Annotated in this window: 10 protein-coding genes and 3 tRNA genes; 1 reads left to right on the top strand and 12 read right to left on the bottom strand. The window is 59.0% G+C overall.

Annotation, left to right across the window (positions count from 1 at the left end):
- Positions 1–61 precede the first annotated feature (61 nt).
- From ACJO2E_RS13990 to dbpA, 4 genes are all read right to left on the bottom strand, one after another.
- Entirely contained in the window at positions 62–1,396 is a 1,335-nt protein-coding gene (locus ACJO2E_RS13990) for a sodium ion-translocating decarboxylase subunit beta (RefSeq protein WP_406964621.1), read from the bottom strand.
- 13 nt (positions 1,397–1,409) lie between these two features.
- A complete protein-coding gene (gene oadA, locus ACJO2E_RS13985) occupies positions 1,410–3,206 on the bottom strand; it encodes a sodium-extruding oxaloacetate decarboxylase subunit alpha (protein ID WP_406964619.1) in 1,797 nt (598 codons plus the stop codon).
- A 42-nt stretch (positions 3,207–3,248) separates the two neighbouring features.
- Complete coding sequence (locus ACJO2E_RS13980) at positions 3,249–3,500, bottom strand: OadG family protein (protein WP_406964618.1); 252 nt, start codon at positions 3,498–3,500, stop codon at positions 3,249–3,251.
- A gap of 240 nt (positions 3,501–3,740) precedes the next feature.
- Complete coding sequence (dbpA, locus tag ACJO2E_RS13975) at positions 3,741–5,117, bottom strand: ATP-dependent RNA helicase DbpA (RefSeq protein WP_406964616.1); 1,377 nt, start codon at positions 5,115–5,117, stop codon at positions 3,741–3,743.
- A gap of 99 nt (positions 5,118–5,216) precedes the next feature.
- Here dbpA and ACJO2E_RS13970 point away from each other — a divergent pair, with 99 nt between their 5' ends.
- Positions 5,217–5,756 (top strand): DUF2058 domain-containing protein, encoded by a 540-nt coding sequence (locus tag ACJO2E_RS13970; RefSeq protein ID WP_406964614.1) that lies wholly within the window; start codon positions 5,217–5,219, stop codon positions 5,754–5,756.
- 45 nt (positions 5,757–5,801) lie between these two features.
- On the opposite strand, the gene ACJO2E_RS13965 is transcribed toward ACJO2E_RS13970, so the two are convergent.
- From ACJO2E_RS13965 to alaS, 8 genes are all read right to left on the bottom strand, one after another.
- A complete protein-coding gene (locus ACJO2E_RS13965) occupies positions 5,802–7,241 on the bottom strand; it encodes an alpha/beta hydrolase (protein ID WP_406964613.1) in 1,440 nt (479 codons plus the stop codon).
- Positions 7,242–7,517: 276 nt separating this feature from the next.
- Positions 7,518–8,945, bottom strand: a complete 1,428-nt coding sequence (locus ACJO2E_RS13960; RefSeq protein ID WP_406964612.1) for an alpha/beta hydrolase — start codon at positions 8,943–8,945, stop codon at positions 7,518–7,520.
- 451 nt (positions 8,946–9,396) lie between these two features.
- Positions 9,397–9,473 (bottom strand) — tRNA-Arg (locus ACJO2E_RS13955).
- Positions 9,474–9,661: 188 nt separating this feature from the next.
- Positions 9,662–9,738: transfer RNA gene (locus tag ACJO2E_RS13950), tRNA-Arg, on the bottom strand.
- A 189-nt stretch (positions 9,739–9,927) separates the two neighbouring features.
- Positions 9,928–10,017 (bottom strand) — tRNA-Ser (locus ACJO2E_RS13945).
- Positions 10,018–10,186: 169 nt separating this feature from the next.
- Complete coding sequence (gene csrA / locus ACJO2E_RS13940) at positions 10,187–10,387, bottom strand: carbon storage regulator CsrA (protein ID WP_406964611.1); 201 nt, start codon at positions 10,385–10,387, stop codon at positions 10,187–10,189.
- A gap of 186 nt (positions 10,388–10,573) precedes the next feature.
- Positions 10,574–11,806: an aspartate kinase gene (locus ACJO2E_RS13935; RefSeq protein ID WP_406964610.1), complete on the bottom strand. Its 1,233-nt coding sequence runs from the start codon at positions 11,804–11,806 to the stop codon at positions 10,574–10,576.
- 171 nt (positions 11,807–11,977) lie between these two features.
- Positions 11,978–14,608, bottom strand: coding sequence for an alanine--tRNA ligase (alaS, locus tag ACJO2E_RS13930; RefSeq protein ID WP_406964609.1), 2,631 nt, complete (start codon positions 14,606–14,608; stop codon positions 11,978–11,980).
- Between the last annotated feature and the right edge of the window lie 35 nt (positions 14,609–14,643).

The following is a 14,643-nucleotide window of genomic DNA, read 5'->3' as shown; positions in this document are numbered from 1 at the left end:
AACAAAAAAACCCCGGAAGGCTAAATGCCTACCGGGGTTTTCCAAAGCCAGTGACAGAAGATCAGCTAAGCAGCTTGATCATCACACCGGCAGCAACCGCAGAGCCGATAACGCCGGCCACGTTCGGGCCCATGGCGTGCATCAGCAGGAAGTTCTGCGGGTTGGCCTCAAGACCAACCTTGTTGGAGACCCGCGCCGCCATTGGCACCGCGGATACACCGGCAGAACCGATCAGCGGGTTGATCTTCTCTTTCACCATGGAGTTCATCAGCTTGGCCATCAGAACACCACAGGCAGTACCCACACCGAAGGCGACGATACCCAGCGCCAGGATACCCAGAGTCTGGGCATCCAGGAACTTGTCCGCCATCAGCTTGGAACCCACGGACAGGCCAAGGAAAATGGTGGTGATATTGATCAGCGCGTTCTGGGCGGTGTCACTCAGACGCTCAACCACGCCACACTCACGCATCAGGTTACCAAAGCAGAACATGCCCAGCAGCGGCGCCGCATCCGGCAGGAACAGCACCACGGCGATCAGCACCACCAGCGGGAAAGTGATCTTCTCCCGCTTGCTGACCGGACGTAACTGGCTCATCTTGATGGCCCGCTCTTCCTTGGTCGTCAGCGCCTTCATGATCGGCGGCTGGATCATCGGAACCATCGCCATGTAGGCATAGGCCGACACCGCGATGGCGCCCAGCAGATGCGGAGCCAGTACGCTGGACACGTAGATGGATGTGGGGCCATCCGCGCCACCGATGATACCGATAGCTGCCGCTTCCAGGATGGTGAAATCAAGAACACCCAGCCAGTCGAGCAGCGCCGCACCCAGCACGGTACCGAAGATACCGAACTGGGCAGCCGCGCCCAGCAGCATGGTCTTCGGATTGGCCAGCAGGGGACCGAAGTCGGTCATTGCCCCCACACCCATGAAGATCACCAGCGGCCCGATGGTGCTGCCGATAACCACGGAGTAGAAGTTGTACAACATGCCATTGCCGTAACCGAAATCCTGAGCGATGGAGTTTGCCATCGCCATCTCGGAATAACTGGCCTCCTTAACCGCGACCTTGAAGGCTTCCTTCAGTTCGGGCGTCACCGACTGGCCGGCCTGATAGGCCACATCCAGTGGCGCGGCCAGCGCGGCAAGAATCTCGGCATTACCGCCCTTCAGCGCGAAATGGATGGCATTTTCCGCCGCAGTCAGGGCAAGCCCTGCCTCCGGAATATTCGCCAGGATACCGCCAAACCCGATGGGTACCAGCAGCAACGGCTCAAACCCCTTGCGAATTGCAAGGAACAGAAGAAGAAGGCCAACGGCGATCATGACCACCTGGCCCAACTCTATATTGAACAGACCACTGCCTGTCCACAGCGTTAGTAATTTATCCATGGAATGCTGGCCCTTATGCGATTGTCAGCATTTCGTCATCAGGAGATACGGCGTCACCAACCTTGATGAAAACTTCGCCGATGGTGCCGGCCTTGGGAGCGCGGACCTCGGTTTCCATCTTCATGGCTTCGAGGATGATCAATACATCGCCTTCCTCGACCTGATCCCCCGGAGAAACGTGAACCTTGAAGATGTTGCCGCCGAGAGGCGCCACAACGGGTTCACCTTCCCCTGTGGCCGGTGCCGGTGCAGAACCGGAAGCAGGTGCGGCAGCGCCACCCTTGGCTTCGATCTGGCTCAGCTCACCACCTTCGGAAACACCGACAACGTATTCCTTGCCATTCACGGTAACAGTGTAGGTTTCCGGGCCTTCGGTGGACTTGGCCGGCGCCGATGCCGCAGCCGCGTCTTCCGCGGAGGGTACCGGTTCGAAGGCATCCGGATTGCCACGATTCTCCAGGAACTTCAGGCCGATCTGCGGGAACAGGGCATAAGTCAGGACATCGTCCACTGCCTGGTCCGCCAGCTTGATGTTCTTCTCTTCCGCCAGCTTCTTCAGCTCATCAGTCAGCTTGTCCATTTCCGGCTCGATCAGATCCGCCGGACGGCAGGTGACCGGCTCCTTGCCATCGAGAACACGCTCCTGCAACTCCTTGTTGAAGTCAGAGGGCGCGGCACCGTACTCACCCTTGAGAATGGCGGCCGTTTCCTTGGAGATGGACTTGTAGCGCTCGCCCGTCAGAACGTTCAGTACCGCCTGGGTACCCACGATCTGGGACGTAGGGGTTACCAGCGGGATGAAGCCCAGGTCCTCACGAACCTTGGGAATTTCCGCCAGCACGTCATCGAACTTGTCGGTGGCATTCTGTTCGCGAAGCTGGTTCTCCATGTTGGTCAGCATACCGCCCGGCACCTGGGCAATCAGAATACGGGAATCGGTGCCACGCAGGCTGCCCTCGAACTTCGCATACTTCTTACGCACCTGGCGGAAGTAACTGGCAATTTCCTCAAGCAACTCCAGGTCCAGCCCGGTATCGCGGTCAGTACCTTCCAGGATCGCAACCACGGCCTCGGTGGGCGAGTGACCATAGGTCATGCTCATGGAAGAAATGGCGGTATCCACATTGTCGATACCGGCTTCCGCGGCCTTGATGGCGGTGGCGGTAGACATGCCGGTGGTCGCATGGCACTGCATGTGGATGGGGATATCCAGCTCTTTCTTCAGGCGGCTAACCAGATCAAAGGCCACGTAAGGCTTGAGGATGCCGGCCATGTCCTTGATGGCGATGGAGTCCGCGCCCATATCGGCAACTTCTTTCGCCATATCGACCCACATGTCGATGGTATGCACCGGGCTCGTGGTATAGGCGATGGTACCCTGGGCATGCTTGCCGGTCTTGCGAACGGCCTTGATGGCACGATCCAGGTTACGCGGATCGTTCATGGCATCGAAAATCCGGAACACGTCAACACCATTCTCGGCGGCACGCTCACAGAACCGGTCCACCACGTCGTCCGCGTAATGACGGTAACCCAGCAGGTTCTGGCCGCGCAGCAGCATTTGCTGCTGGGTATTCGGCATGGCTTTCTTCAGTTCGCGGATCCGCTCCCACGGATCCTCGCCCAGGTAGCGGATACAGGAGTCAAAGGTTGCTCCACCCCAGGATTCCAGAGACCAGAAGCCGACCTTGTCGAGCTTCTCGGCAATGGGCAGCATGTCATCAAGACGCATGCGGGTTGCCAGCAGGGATTGATGCGCATCCCGCAGGATAACGTCCGTGATCCCCAATGGTTTCTTGGTGTCAGTCATCGTGTCAGCCTTCTGTTAAAAGGTTCTAGTATTCTGCGCCGGTCACTTCTTGTGGCGTGACCGGTATTGTGCAATCGCTTTCTTTATTGCTTCCGCCGTGTCGGGATCAACCGCAGCGGGTGCAGATGCTTTGGCACGTGGCGCCCTGGCCGGTGTCGCCGGCTCGGGCGGCGCGAATCGGCCAATGATTCTGGACATGATTCCGGTTGCGAATACCAGGATAACCAGGAATACGAACACGAAACCCATGCCTGCGATCATCAGGTCGACCGCCTGTGACATCAGCTCACTCATAACATGTGCTACCTGTGTTGAATGTGATGACTTTCCTCTGACAGCGGTGTCCCAACCCTTACCACAACTGGAACTAAGACCATTGTCGGAGGCAAAATCCTGCGTAATTTACCGTTTTATTCCTGACAGGGCAACTTGGTTATTGGCCGGAAACCCGCATTTTTCCAGCACTTCACATCCTGCAATTGGCATTACCACGTATTACCCCCTCATGGCAAAAAAGGCCTCTTCAGATCGCTTTCAAACCATTCGCACGCGGAATTTTCTGCCCTTGACGCGACCGTCTTCAAGCCGACTTAGCGCCTTTTTTGCGACCGCCGACTCAACGGCCACGAAACTCTGAAACGGATCGATGTGGATCTTGCCGACCACCTTCCCGGGCAGACCTGCCTCCCCTGTCAAGGCTCCCAGGATATCCCCGGGGCGCACCTTGTCCTTTTTGCCGCCAGACAGACAGAGCGTCACATATCGGGGCTTGATCGGTGCCAGGGGCACGGTCAGCAGCTCGTCCACCGACACGGGTTCGATGGTTTCTCCGGTGGACTGCTCCAATTGGGTGATCTTGTGCGCCCTGGCCGGTGTGAAAAAAGTGACGGCCAGCCCTTGCCGACCGGCACGCCCCGTCCGCCCAATGCGATGGGTGTGGGTTTCCGGCGACCGGGCAGGCTCAAGATTCACCACCAGCGGCAGGTCATCGATATCCAGCCCACGGGCCGCCACATCGGTAGCCACCAGAATCGTGCAGCTCTGGTTGGCGAACAGGGTCAGTACCAGGTCCCGCTCTTTCTGCTCCAGATCTCCGTGCAGCGGTCGGGCACTGAAACCGCTTCGGGTCAGTGAGGAGGCCACCGTGTCACAATCCTGTTTGGTGGCACAGAACACCAGACAGCCGGAAGGCTGCTCCCTGGACAGCAACCCCATAAGCGCTTCTGCCTCCTGACCCGGCGACAGTTCGTAGAACCGTTGTTGAAGGGTGGCTGTCGACTCTTCCCCCCCACTGACCGTCACACTGATCGGGTCTCGCTGATACCGGGTACTTAATCGGCGGATCGCCTCCGGCCAGGTGGCCGAGAACAGCAGCGTTTGCCGATCCTCCGGGCAATGAGAGGCAATGGATTCCACGGCTTCCTGGAAGCCCATGTCCAGCATTCGATCCGCTTCATCCAGCACCAGCATGTTCAACCGGTCAAGCGAGAGCGTGCCCTTGCGGAGATGATCCTGCACTCGCCCCGGAGTACCCACCACGATATGGGCACCATGGCTGAGTGAACCTATCTGCGGACCGATTGGCGTGCCGCCACACAGGGTCAGAATCTTGATGTTGTGGTAGGCCCGTGCCAGCTCCCGTAGTGCCTTGGCCACCTGATCGGCCAGTTCACGGGTGGGGCACAACACCAGAGCCTGTACCGCAAACCGTTTGGGATTGAGCCGCTCAACCATTCCGATACCGAAGGCGGCGGTTTTGCCCGATCCGGTGCGGGCCATGGCGATCACGTCCCGCCCTTCCAGCACCACCGGGATGGCCCCCTGTTGTATCGGCGTCGGGGATTCGAAGCCGAGCGTCGTCAGGTTGTCGAGCATGGCGCTGGACAGGCCAGGTATCTGGAATGTAGTCATGGGAGGTCCGGAAAGGAGAATGGAGGTTACGACAAGGGTCGTCAGACGCTTATAATACCGGAAACCGTCGTCAATTCAGAATCGCCCACGGAAACAAGCATGGCATCACTTCAGGAACAATTGCTCAAGGCTGGCCTTGCCGACGAGAAAAAGCTCAAGGCCCATCAGAAAGAAAAGAAGAAACAGCGTAAACAGCAACCCAAGGGCGCTGTCCAGCAGGACGAAACCAAGTTACGGGCTCAGCAGGCCCGGGAGGAAAAAGCCGAACGCGACCGGGAACTGAACCGTCAGCGCAACGAGGAAGCCCGGCGCAAGGCCATCGCCGCCCAGATCCGCCAACTGGTAGACACCAACCGCCTGGACCGCAGCCGCTGCGATACCGACTACCAGTTCGTTCACGGCAAGAAGATCAAGAAGATCCTGGTGGACGACACCATGACCGATCAGCTCTCACGGGGCCGGCTTGCGGTGGTTTTCGTCAATGACAACTATGAAGTGGTTCCGGAGCCGGTGGCCCGCAAGATCATGGAACGGGACGAGGCCGCCGTGGTGGTGCTGCACGAACGCCAGCAGCAGGCGGAGCAGGATGAGGACGACCCTTACGCGGGCTACGAGATTCCGGACGACCTGATGTGGTGATCACCATCCCGAGCCTTCCCTGGCACGGGATGGGGTGATATGTGGTTAGTCGCCGCTGCAGGCGGGCAGGTTGTCACGCCCGACCGATAGCGCGTTGTTGGTGAACTGGCAGCCGTAGTCCGGGTCGGCCACCACCTTCGGGTCCAGTACTTCGTCTCCGCCGGGTTTGGGACCGCCGTTGACCCAGGTCAGCCAGTCAATCGTGGCGGTGGCGATCTCGGTACCCGAAAAGTCACAATGGCTGGGCGCCCGGATGGCGCGCTGCACCAACAGATCACCGTTACCACGCAACTCCGCCCGCTTGCGATAAAGCTGCTGGTGTTTAAACGGCACGTAGAAGTCCCCCAGGGTGTGCATGGTCAACACCGGCACATCGAAATTGCCCTTCACCAGGGGCAGCCAGCGCACCCCATCCGTGCGGATCGGATTGGCCAGCAGGTCGGCGCGTTCCCGGTCAACCTCACGGTTGAAGCGCCACTCGTCCCAGGTGATACGGCGACCATCGGTCCAGCGATAGAAACGCCAGGTATTGTCATAGATATTCCGGGACAGGATGCCATTCAGCGTGCCATCGGATCCGCCAGTGCCCAGCACCGCATACTGCAGACCGCCAACGCGGAAGCCATATTCGAAGATCGGACGCTCACCACCGGTCAGTTCCTCGGCAATGTGGAAGAGTCTGTCGCCGGCTTCACCTTTCGGCTCCCAGGCATTCTCCCCTTCCACCGCAACGAACAGCTCGCCAAGGATCAACGGCAACAGTTCCTGGAACTGGTCCTGGGGATAGTCGCCATAACCTGCCAGCTCCTGGGCCACACGGGTGTAGTCACCCAGCCAGTTGAACTGGTTCTGTTCCGCCTGACATAGCGGCATCGCTCCCTCATACCGGACCGGGTAACGGGCCGTGTACCGGGTTTCCTTTTCCACCGCTACCGCAGCGGTATGGCCTCCCATGGAGCCGCCGGCAATCAGGTACTGTTGCACGGCTCCATAGTCGACCCCCCAGTCCTGCTCCAGGTAATCCGTCACCTCCAGGGCAAGCTTGTTGGTATCCTCCAGTGCGGCGCGCACGTCGTAGTAGTTGGCGGAATAGGATGAGGCTGCCCAGGCATACCCGGCGCCAAGGGCAACATTACGGAAGGGAACGCTGGGAACCACCCGCCTCAGGGTCTCGCCCTCCCCCCCGTAACCACGGGCCCACATGATCAGACCGCCATTCCAGTCCTCGGGAACTTCCACGGTATAGGCGGCCTCCCCCTGGATACCTTCATAGCGCCCCCAATGCCGGTTGGCATTGACAACCGCCTCGGACAACCCGGCGGCCGATGCATCAAAGGACAGGGGATCGGCAACGACAAATTCACGGCTATCGTGGTCACGGACCTGTTCAGGCCATTCCCACCAGATAGCATTGGCTGAGGTGGAAACACCCAGCAGAAGAGCGCTAAGACCCAGGGCGGCCAGCGAGAATCGTTTGTTGTTCAAGGTAACCTCCACTTTCCTTTTGTTGTTATAGATCGGACCAAAGCGCGTCCGACGAATATGCCATTTTGTGAGGCACGTCTAATTAAAGGGGAGGGATGATCGTTCAGCTAATACACCACACTCTTCTTTTAACACTATTTTGCATTTCGAGTATCTTTGGCGGCAGACCAGCAAGCGGATGTTTCAGGAAGGTTGGCCGGAGCCTCCGACGGGATGGGAGGGGTACAGATGCAGGCACCCACCGTGCCCGCACCTGTACCTCAGAGGGCAGTTTGATCAGGAACAGGCCGGGAGGCCCAGAGAATCCCGACCCTGGGTGGTGTCATTGACGGTATGGTCGCAACCGTACTCCGGATCGGCAACCACAGCCGGATCCAGTACCTCGTCACCATCAGGCTTGGCACCACCGTTTACCCAGGTCAGCCAGTCCACCAGCGCGGTCTGGATTTCCGTACCAGTGAAATCACAATGACCGGGCGCCCGGATAGCACGCTGTACCAGCATGTCGTCGGAACCATTTTCAATGGCACCCTCGCGATACAGTTGCTGGTGTCTGAACGGCACGTAGAAGTCACCCAGGGTGTGCATGGTCAGTACCGGAACGTCGAAATCACCCTGTACCAGCGGTATCCACCGGACACCGTCGTCCCGAAGCGGATTTACGCCAGCGTCGGCACTGATCCGTTCGATCTGGTCATTGAAGTTTTCTTCATCCACGGACATGGGATCACTGTCTGTCCAGCGATACCCCCGATCGGTATTGTCATAGATATTCCGGGCCAGGATGCCTGCGACGTCACCGCCGCTGCCGCCGCTTCCAAGCACCGCCCCCTGGAGCGCCGGATTCGGGAAACCGAAGTCATAGAAGATCGGGCGCTCTCCGCCTGTCAGGTTCATGGCAATGGTTTTCAGCCGCTCCCCTGCTTCATTCGGTTGATCCCAGTCCACATTAGCGCCATCTAACTCGAACAGGTTCGCCAACATGCTCGGAAGGTTCTGCTGGAAATCCTCGTAAGGCTCATCGCCATACCCGGACAGCTCCTGAATGACCCGGGGATAATCGCCCAGCCATTGGAACTGGTTCTGCTCCGCCTGACAGAACGGCGCCGCCCCCTGGTAGTCCACCTTATAGGCGGTTCGCTCCATGTTCTCACGATCAACCGCCGCCGCAGCGGTGTGTCCGCCCAGGGAGTACCCGGATATCAGGATCTGCTGAGGATCGTCATAGGCGTTGCCGAAATCCGTCTCGATGTAGTCCATCACTTCCAGGGCCAGCTTATTGGTATCCTCGATGGCCGCACGCACATCGTAGTAGTTGGCGGAATAGGATGAAGCCGCCCAGGCATAACCAGCCGCCAGTACCGTCGCCCGCCAGGCGGCGTCCGGAACGGACACCTCCAGGGTTTCGCCCGTCCCGCGATAGCCGTGGGTGTACATGATCAATCCATGGCCATTCCAGCCGTCGGGAATCTCGGCTGCGTAGACAGCCGGCCCCTGGAGGCCCTCATAGGTGCCGTAGTAGGCCGACGCCGAGGGAGACGCCGAGAACGAGATATCGGTTGCGGGTGCAAACTCGCGGGAGTCATGGGTTCGTGTGACTTCAGAGTCATCATCGCCACCACTGCTGCCGCCGCCGCAGGCCGCCAGCATGGACGTGGTCAACAACGCAGCAGTAATCGCAAACCCAAGTTTGTTTTTGTTCAAGGTAAACCTCCGACTTTTATTGTTGTATCTTGGCCGACAAGATATTCCGCCATGCGGAATATCATTTTGTACAACCAGAGATTATTAGAAGGGAGGAAAGAACGTTCCGCGAACACTTGAGATACACATGTATCTACGCTATGCGTTTTTGGTGTTACTTTTGATGAAAATTTGCATTCCTGTGGCAAACGGAATGTTTGTGCCGCACAACGAAAAACGCCTCAGCCAGAGGGGTGCTCCAGACTGAGGCGTTTCTGTATAAATGGCGCGGCTGGGAGGATTAGGCGGGCCTGCGACCCTTCCCCTTCGGGGCCGTCGTCGCTTGGCTCCGACGTTCCTCCGCACGCTTCGCGTGCTCCGGTCGAACCTCTATCGGTTCAAATCCTCCCAGTAGACAACGAAAAACGCCTCAGCCAGAGGGGTGCTCCAGACTGAGGCGTTTCTGTATAAATGGCGCGGCTGGGAGGATTCGAACCTCCGACCGCCTGGTTCGTAGCCAGGTACTCTATCCAGCTGAGCTACAGCCGCGCATCAAACTTTTAAGCTTTCGATAGCCTGGTTCGTGGCCAGGTGCTTTATCCAGCCGGCCGGCGCTCCGGGGAGCTACAGCCGCGCATCAAACTCTAAACTTTTCGTCGAACCTCTTCCGGTTCGAATCCCATCGAACTCCAAAGCTTGTCGCGCTTTCCGGATTCACGATGAGACTGTGCAATAAGTGGCGCGGCTGGGAGGATTCGAACCTCCGACCGCCTGGTTCGTAGCCAGGTACTCTATCCAGCTGAGCTACAGCCGCGCATCAAACTTCTAAGCTTTCGATCGAATCTTCGACCGCCTGGTTCGTAGCCAGGTGCTTTATCCAGCCGGCCGGCGCTCCGGGGAGCTACAGCCGCGCATCAGATTTAGCTATTCAGCGAGCCTGAGGCCGCCTGGTCGATTGCTATCTCAACCTGTCGCCAGCTTCCCTCCTTTATAGAAGAAAAAATGGCGGAGAGGGAGGGATTCGAACCCTCGGTACGATTGCTCGTACGGTTCCTTAGCAGGGAACTGGTTTCAGCCACTCACCCACCTCTCCGTGACAACGGCGCGTATACTACCATAATTTTTCTGTTTTCATAGGGTTGACACAGAATTTTTCTGGACGCCTGGGCCATCCCCTCAATCCATAACGAAAAAACCGCCACGGCCTGTTGTCATGGCGGTTTTCGGACGATAACAGCCTTTAACCCGGCCGGTTACGTCTCTCAGCGATTGCCGGGCTCGGGGCCTTCAGGGTCGCCTTTTTCGCTTTGGATACGCTGGTAGATTTCTTCACGGTGTACGGCCACTTCTTTCGGCGCGTTCACACCAATACGTACCTGGTTTCCTTTCACACCCAGTACGGTGACTGTTACTTCGTCACCGACCATCAGGGTTTCGCCTACGCGGCGGGTCAAGATCAACATGTCCTTTACTCCCTATTCCAGAGCTACCTGTTCCGACTTGAACAATTAGTTACCAATTTATATTGGGATGCACCTGACCAAAAGTCGCACAATCCCTTACAGGCAATAGTGTGACGACTTAAAGACGGGTTTGGTTCCCTTTCTTATAGCGAGACCCTGGCGGACCGACCTGTTTATCCGCCTTTTTCAGGCCTCTGTCCCGGCTGATTGCAGATCAAACGCGCTATGAAGCGCCCTCACTGCCAGCTCAAGATACTTCTCGTCGATCACCACCGACACCTTGATTTCAGAGGTGGAGATCATACGGATATTGATACCTTCGTTGGACAGCGCCTCGAACATGCGGGTCGCTACCCCGGCGTGTGAGCGCATGCCCACGCCCACGATGCTGACCTTGGCAATCCTGTCGTCGCCGTTCACTTCCCGGGCACCCAGTTCCCTGGCCAGTTTCTCCAGGATCTCACGGGTGCGACGGTAATCGTTGCGGTGAACGGTGAACGTGAAGTCGGTGTGGTTATCGGCCCCCACGTTCTGGACGATCATGTCCACTTCTATGTTCGCATCGCTGACCGGCTTGAGAATACGAAGCGCGATGCCCGGCGTATCAGGCACTCCCGCCATGGTCAGTTTGGCTTCATCTCGGTTAAATGCAATTCCTGAAACAACCGGTTGTTCCATGGCGCTGTCATCCTCAAAGGTAATCAGGGTGCCTTCGCCCTCCTGGAAGGAAGATAGCACCCGTAACGGAACATTGTACTTGCCGGCAAATTCCACGGCCCGGATCTGCAATACCTTGGAGCCAAGGCTCGCCATTTCAAGCATTTCCTCGAAGGTAATGCGATCCAGGCGACGGGCGGAATCCACCACCCTCGGATCCGTTGTGTAGACACCATCCACATCGGTGTAGATCTGGCATTCGTCCGCCTTCAGCGCCGCCGCCAGGGCCACCGCGGTGGTATCCGAACCACCCCGCCCCAGGGTGGTAATATTGCCCTGCTCATCGACCCCCTGGAAACCGGCCACAACCACGACACGCCCCTTGTCCAGATCGCCGCGCATATTGCGCTCGTCGATGTCCTGGATGCGCGCCTTGGTGTGGGCGCTGTCCGTGAGGATCCGCACCTGGGACCCGGTGTAGGATCGGGCATCACACCCCTGCTTCTGCAGGGCCATGGACAGCAGCGCAATAGTAACCTGCTCTCCGGTGGACACCAGCACGTCCATCTCGCGGGGCGTGGGCTCCTCCATGATGTCATTGGCCAGGGCGATCAGGCGGTTGGTCTCGCCGCTCATGGCGGACACCACCACGACAATGTCGTGCCCCTGGTTACGGAACCGGCAGACCTTCTCCGCAACCGCCTCAATCCGTTCGACGGAGCCGACGGATGTACCTCCGAATTTCTGAACCAGAAGAGCCATGTCCTTCCCTAATATCCGGTCAGGGATACCAAGCAGCCCGACCCGGCTACCACCGGAATCGGGCCGCCCCAACGGCCAGACACTAGTGTCCCGCCACCCAAAAAACCGCGGAATTATACACTCGCTTAAAAGCGGAATAACAGTCGCGGAGAAGCGATTTCACATTTGGCTTCAGCCAGCGTTTTCCTCAACCCAGCCAGCAACACTCTCAAGGGCAGCGGGTAGCGCATCAGGGTTGTTGCCGCCACCCTGGGCCATATCGGGACGACCGCCCCCCTTTCCGTCCACCTGGCCGGCCAGGTGTTTCATCAGGTCACCGGCCTTGATGCGGGAGGTGGCGGACTTGGTGACACCGGCTACCAGGGTGATCTTGCCATCCTCCACACTGGCCAGCACCACCACGCCCTCACCCAGCTTGTTCTTGAGCTGGTCGGCGGTCTCCATCAGTGACTTGCGGTCGGCCCCGTCGAGCTGGGCGGCCACCACCTTCAGGCCCTTGACGTCCACCGCCGAGCCCGCCAGATCGGCACCGGCGGAACTGGCCAGTTTGCCCTTCAGCTGTTCCACTTCCTTTTCCAGCTGCCGGCCGCGGTCAATTACCGCCTGGACCTTTTCCACCACGGTCTCACGGCTGCCCCGGACCAGCTTGCCGATCCGGTTGAGGGTGTCTTCGGTCTCGGTTATCCAGCGCAGGGCGCCAAAACCGGTCACCGCCTCGATACGCCGTACGCCGGCGGAGATACCGCTTTCGGAGGTAATGCGGAACAGGCCAATATCGCCGGTGCGGGCAACATGGGTGCCACCGCACAGCTCAATGGAGTAGTCGTCGGACCCCATGCTCAGTACCCGCACGGTGTCGCCATACTTCTCGTCGAACAGCGCGATGGCGCCCTTCTCCCTAGCGCTCTCCATGTCCATCAGGTCGGTCTGGACAGGGGTATTGGCCAGGATCTGCTCATTGACCTGGCGCTCGATCTCACGCAGCTGCTCCTCCGTGACCGGCTCGAAGTGGGAAAAGTCGAAACGCAGCTTGTCCGGATCCACCAGCGACCCCTTCTGGCTCACGTGCTCACCCAGCACATTGCGCAGGGCGGCGTTCATCAGGTGAGTGGCGGAGTGGTTCTTCTTGGTGTCCTCGCGGCGCTTGTGATCAATGCGGGCATCCACCTCCTGCCCGGCGGTGAAGTCACCCTCCACCACGGTGCCGATGTGCAGGTGGTTGTCGCCTTCCTTGCGGGTATCGTTGACCTGGAAGCGGCCACCACTCCAGGTCAGCAGGCCGGTGTCCCCCACCTGCCCGCCGGATTCGGCGTAGAAGGGTGTGCGCTCCAGCACGATCACCGCCTCGTCGCCGGCCTCGGCCGGTTTTTCCTCGCCACCCACCAGCACGGTGCGGATGATCTCGTGGCCGTCGATACGCTCGTAGCCGGTAAACTCGGTCTTGCCTTCCAGCTTGATGCCGGCGGTGTTGTAGTCGATGCCGAACTTGCTGGCGGCGCGGGCCCGTTCCCGCTGCTGTTCCATGGCCTTCTCGTAGCCCTCATAGTCCAGCGTCAGGCCCCGCTCGCGGGCAATGTCGTTGGTCAGGTCCACCGGGAAGCCATAGGTGTCGTACAGGGTGAAGATGGTCTCACCGGGGATCTCGCTGCCCTTCAGGTCGGCAATATCCTGCTCCAGAAGACGCAGGCCCTTGTCCAGGGTCTTGGCAAACTGCTCCTCTTCCTGCAGCAGCACCTTTTCAATCTGTTTCTGGCTGCTGCGCAGTTGCGGGTAGGCATCGCCCATCAGGCCCACGAGCGCAGCCGCCAGTTTGTGGAAGAAAGCCTCCCTGGCGCCCAGCTTGTTGCCGTGGCGGGCCGCGCGGCGGATGATGCGGCGCAGCACGAAGCCCCGGCCTTCGTTGGACGGCATGACACCATCGGCAATCAGGAAGGCACAGGAGCGGATGTGGTCCGCCACCACCCGCAGGGAGGCTTCGGTGGTGTCGACGCCACCCAGCACATCAGAGGCCGCCTTCAGCAGGTCCTGGAACAGGTCGATCTCATAGTTGCTGTGGACGCCCTGCAGTACCGCGGTGATGCGCTCCAGGCCCATGCCGGTATCCACCGAGGGCTTGGGCAGCGGCAGCATGTCGCCGTTTGCCTGGCGGTTGTACTGCATGAACACCACGTTCCAGATCTCGATATAGCGGTCGCCGTCTTCCTCCGGACTGCCGGGAGGGCCACCGGCCACATCCGGGCCATGGTCGTAGAAGATCTCGGTGCAGGGACCACAGGGGCCGGTATCGCCCATCTGCCAGAAGTTGTCGGAGGCGTAGCGGGCGCCCTTGTTGTCGCCGATACGCACGATGCGGTCCGCCGGAACGCCGATTTCCCGATTCCAGATATCGTAGGCTTCCTCGTCTTCCGCATAGACGGTGACCCACAGTTTTTCCTGGGGCAGTTTCAGCCACTGCTCACCGGTCAGGAAGGTCCAGGCAAAGTTGATGGCCTCACGCTTGAAGTAGTCGCCGAAACTGAAGTTGCCCAACATCTCAAAGAAGGTATGGTGCCGGGCGGTGTACCCCACGTTCTCCAGGTCATTGTGCTTGCCACCGGCCCGCACACACTTCTGGGAGGTGGTGGCACGAACGTAATCCCGCTCCTCGCGACCCAGGAAGACGTCCTTGAACTGATTCATGCCCGCATTGGTAAACAGCAGGGTGGGATCATCCTGTGGCACCAGCGAACTGCTCGGAACGATGGTATGCCCCTGCTGTTCAAAATACTTGAGAAACGCCTGACGCAACTCTGCGGTTTTCATAGACCTTTGATACCTTTCCAGAAACCCGGCGGAAT

The organism is Marinobacter shunpengi (assembly GCF_045449695.1).
Lineage (GTDB): Bacteria > Pseudomonadota > Gammaproteobacteria > Pseudomonadales > Oleiphilaceae > Marinobacter.
The sequence above is the reverse complement of the archived record's forward strand: the minus strand, read 5'-3'. Positions and strand labels throughout refer to the sequence as shown.

What these genes read in the sequence shown, in the direction of transcription:
- oadA (WP_406964619.1), bottom strand. Translation starts at nt 3,206, where the DNA reads ATGACTGACACCAAGAAACCATTGGGGATCACGGACGTTATCCTGCGG.
- alaS (WP_406964609.1), bottom strand. Translation starts at nt 14,608, where the DNA reads ATGAAAACCGCAGAGTTGCGTCAGGCGTTTCTCAAGTATTTTGAACAG.
- ACJO2E_RS13980 (WP_406964618.1), bottom strand. Translation starts at nt 3,500, where the DNA reads ATGAGTGAGCTGATGTCACAGGCGGTCGACCTGATGATCGCAGGCATG.
- ACJO2E_RS13990 (WP_406964621.1), bottom strand. Translation starts at nt 1,396, where the DNA reads ATGGATAAATTACTAACGCTGTGGACAGGCAGTGGTCTGTTCAATATA.
- dbpA (WP_406964616.1), bottom strand. Translation starts at nt 5,117, where the DNA reads ATGACTACATTCCAGATACCTGGCCTGTCCAGCGCCATGCTCGACAAC.
- ACJO2E_RS13935 (WP_406964610.1), bottom strand. Translation starts at nt 11,806, where the DNA reads ATGGCTCTTCTGGTTCAGAAATTCGGAGGTACATCCGTCGGCTCCGTC.
- ACJO2E_RS13970 (WP_406964614.1), top strand. Translation starts at nt 5,217, where the DNA reads ATGGCATCACTTCAGGAACAATTGCTCAAGGCTGGCCTTGCCGACGAG.
- csrA (WP_406964611.1), bottom strand. Translation starts at nt 10,387, where the DNA reads ATGTTGATCTTGACCCGCCGCGTAGGCGAAACCCTGATGGTCGGTGAC.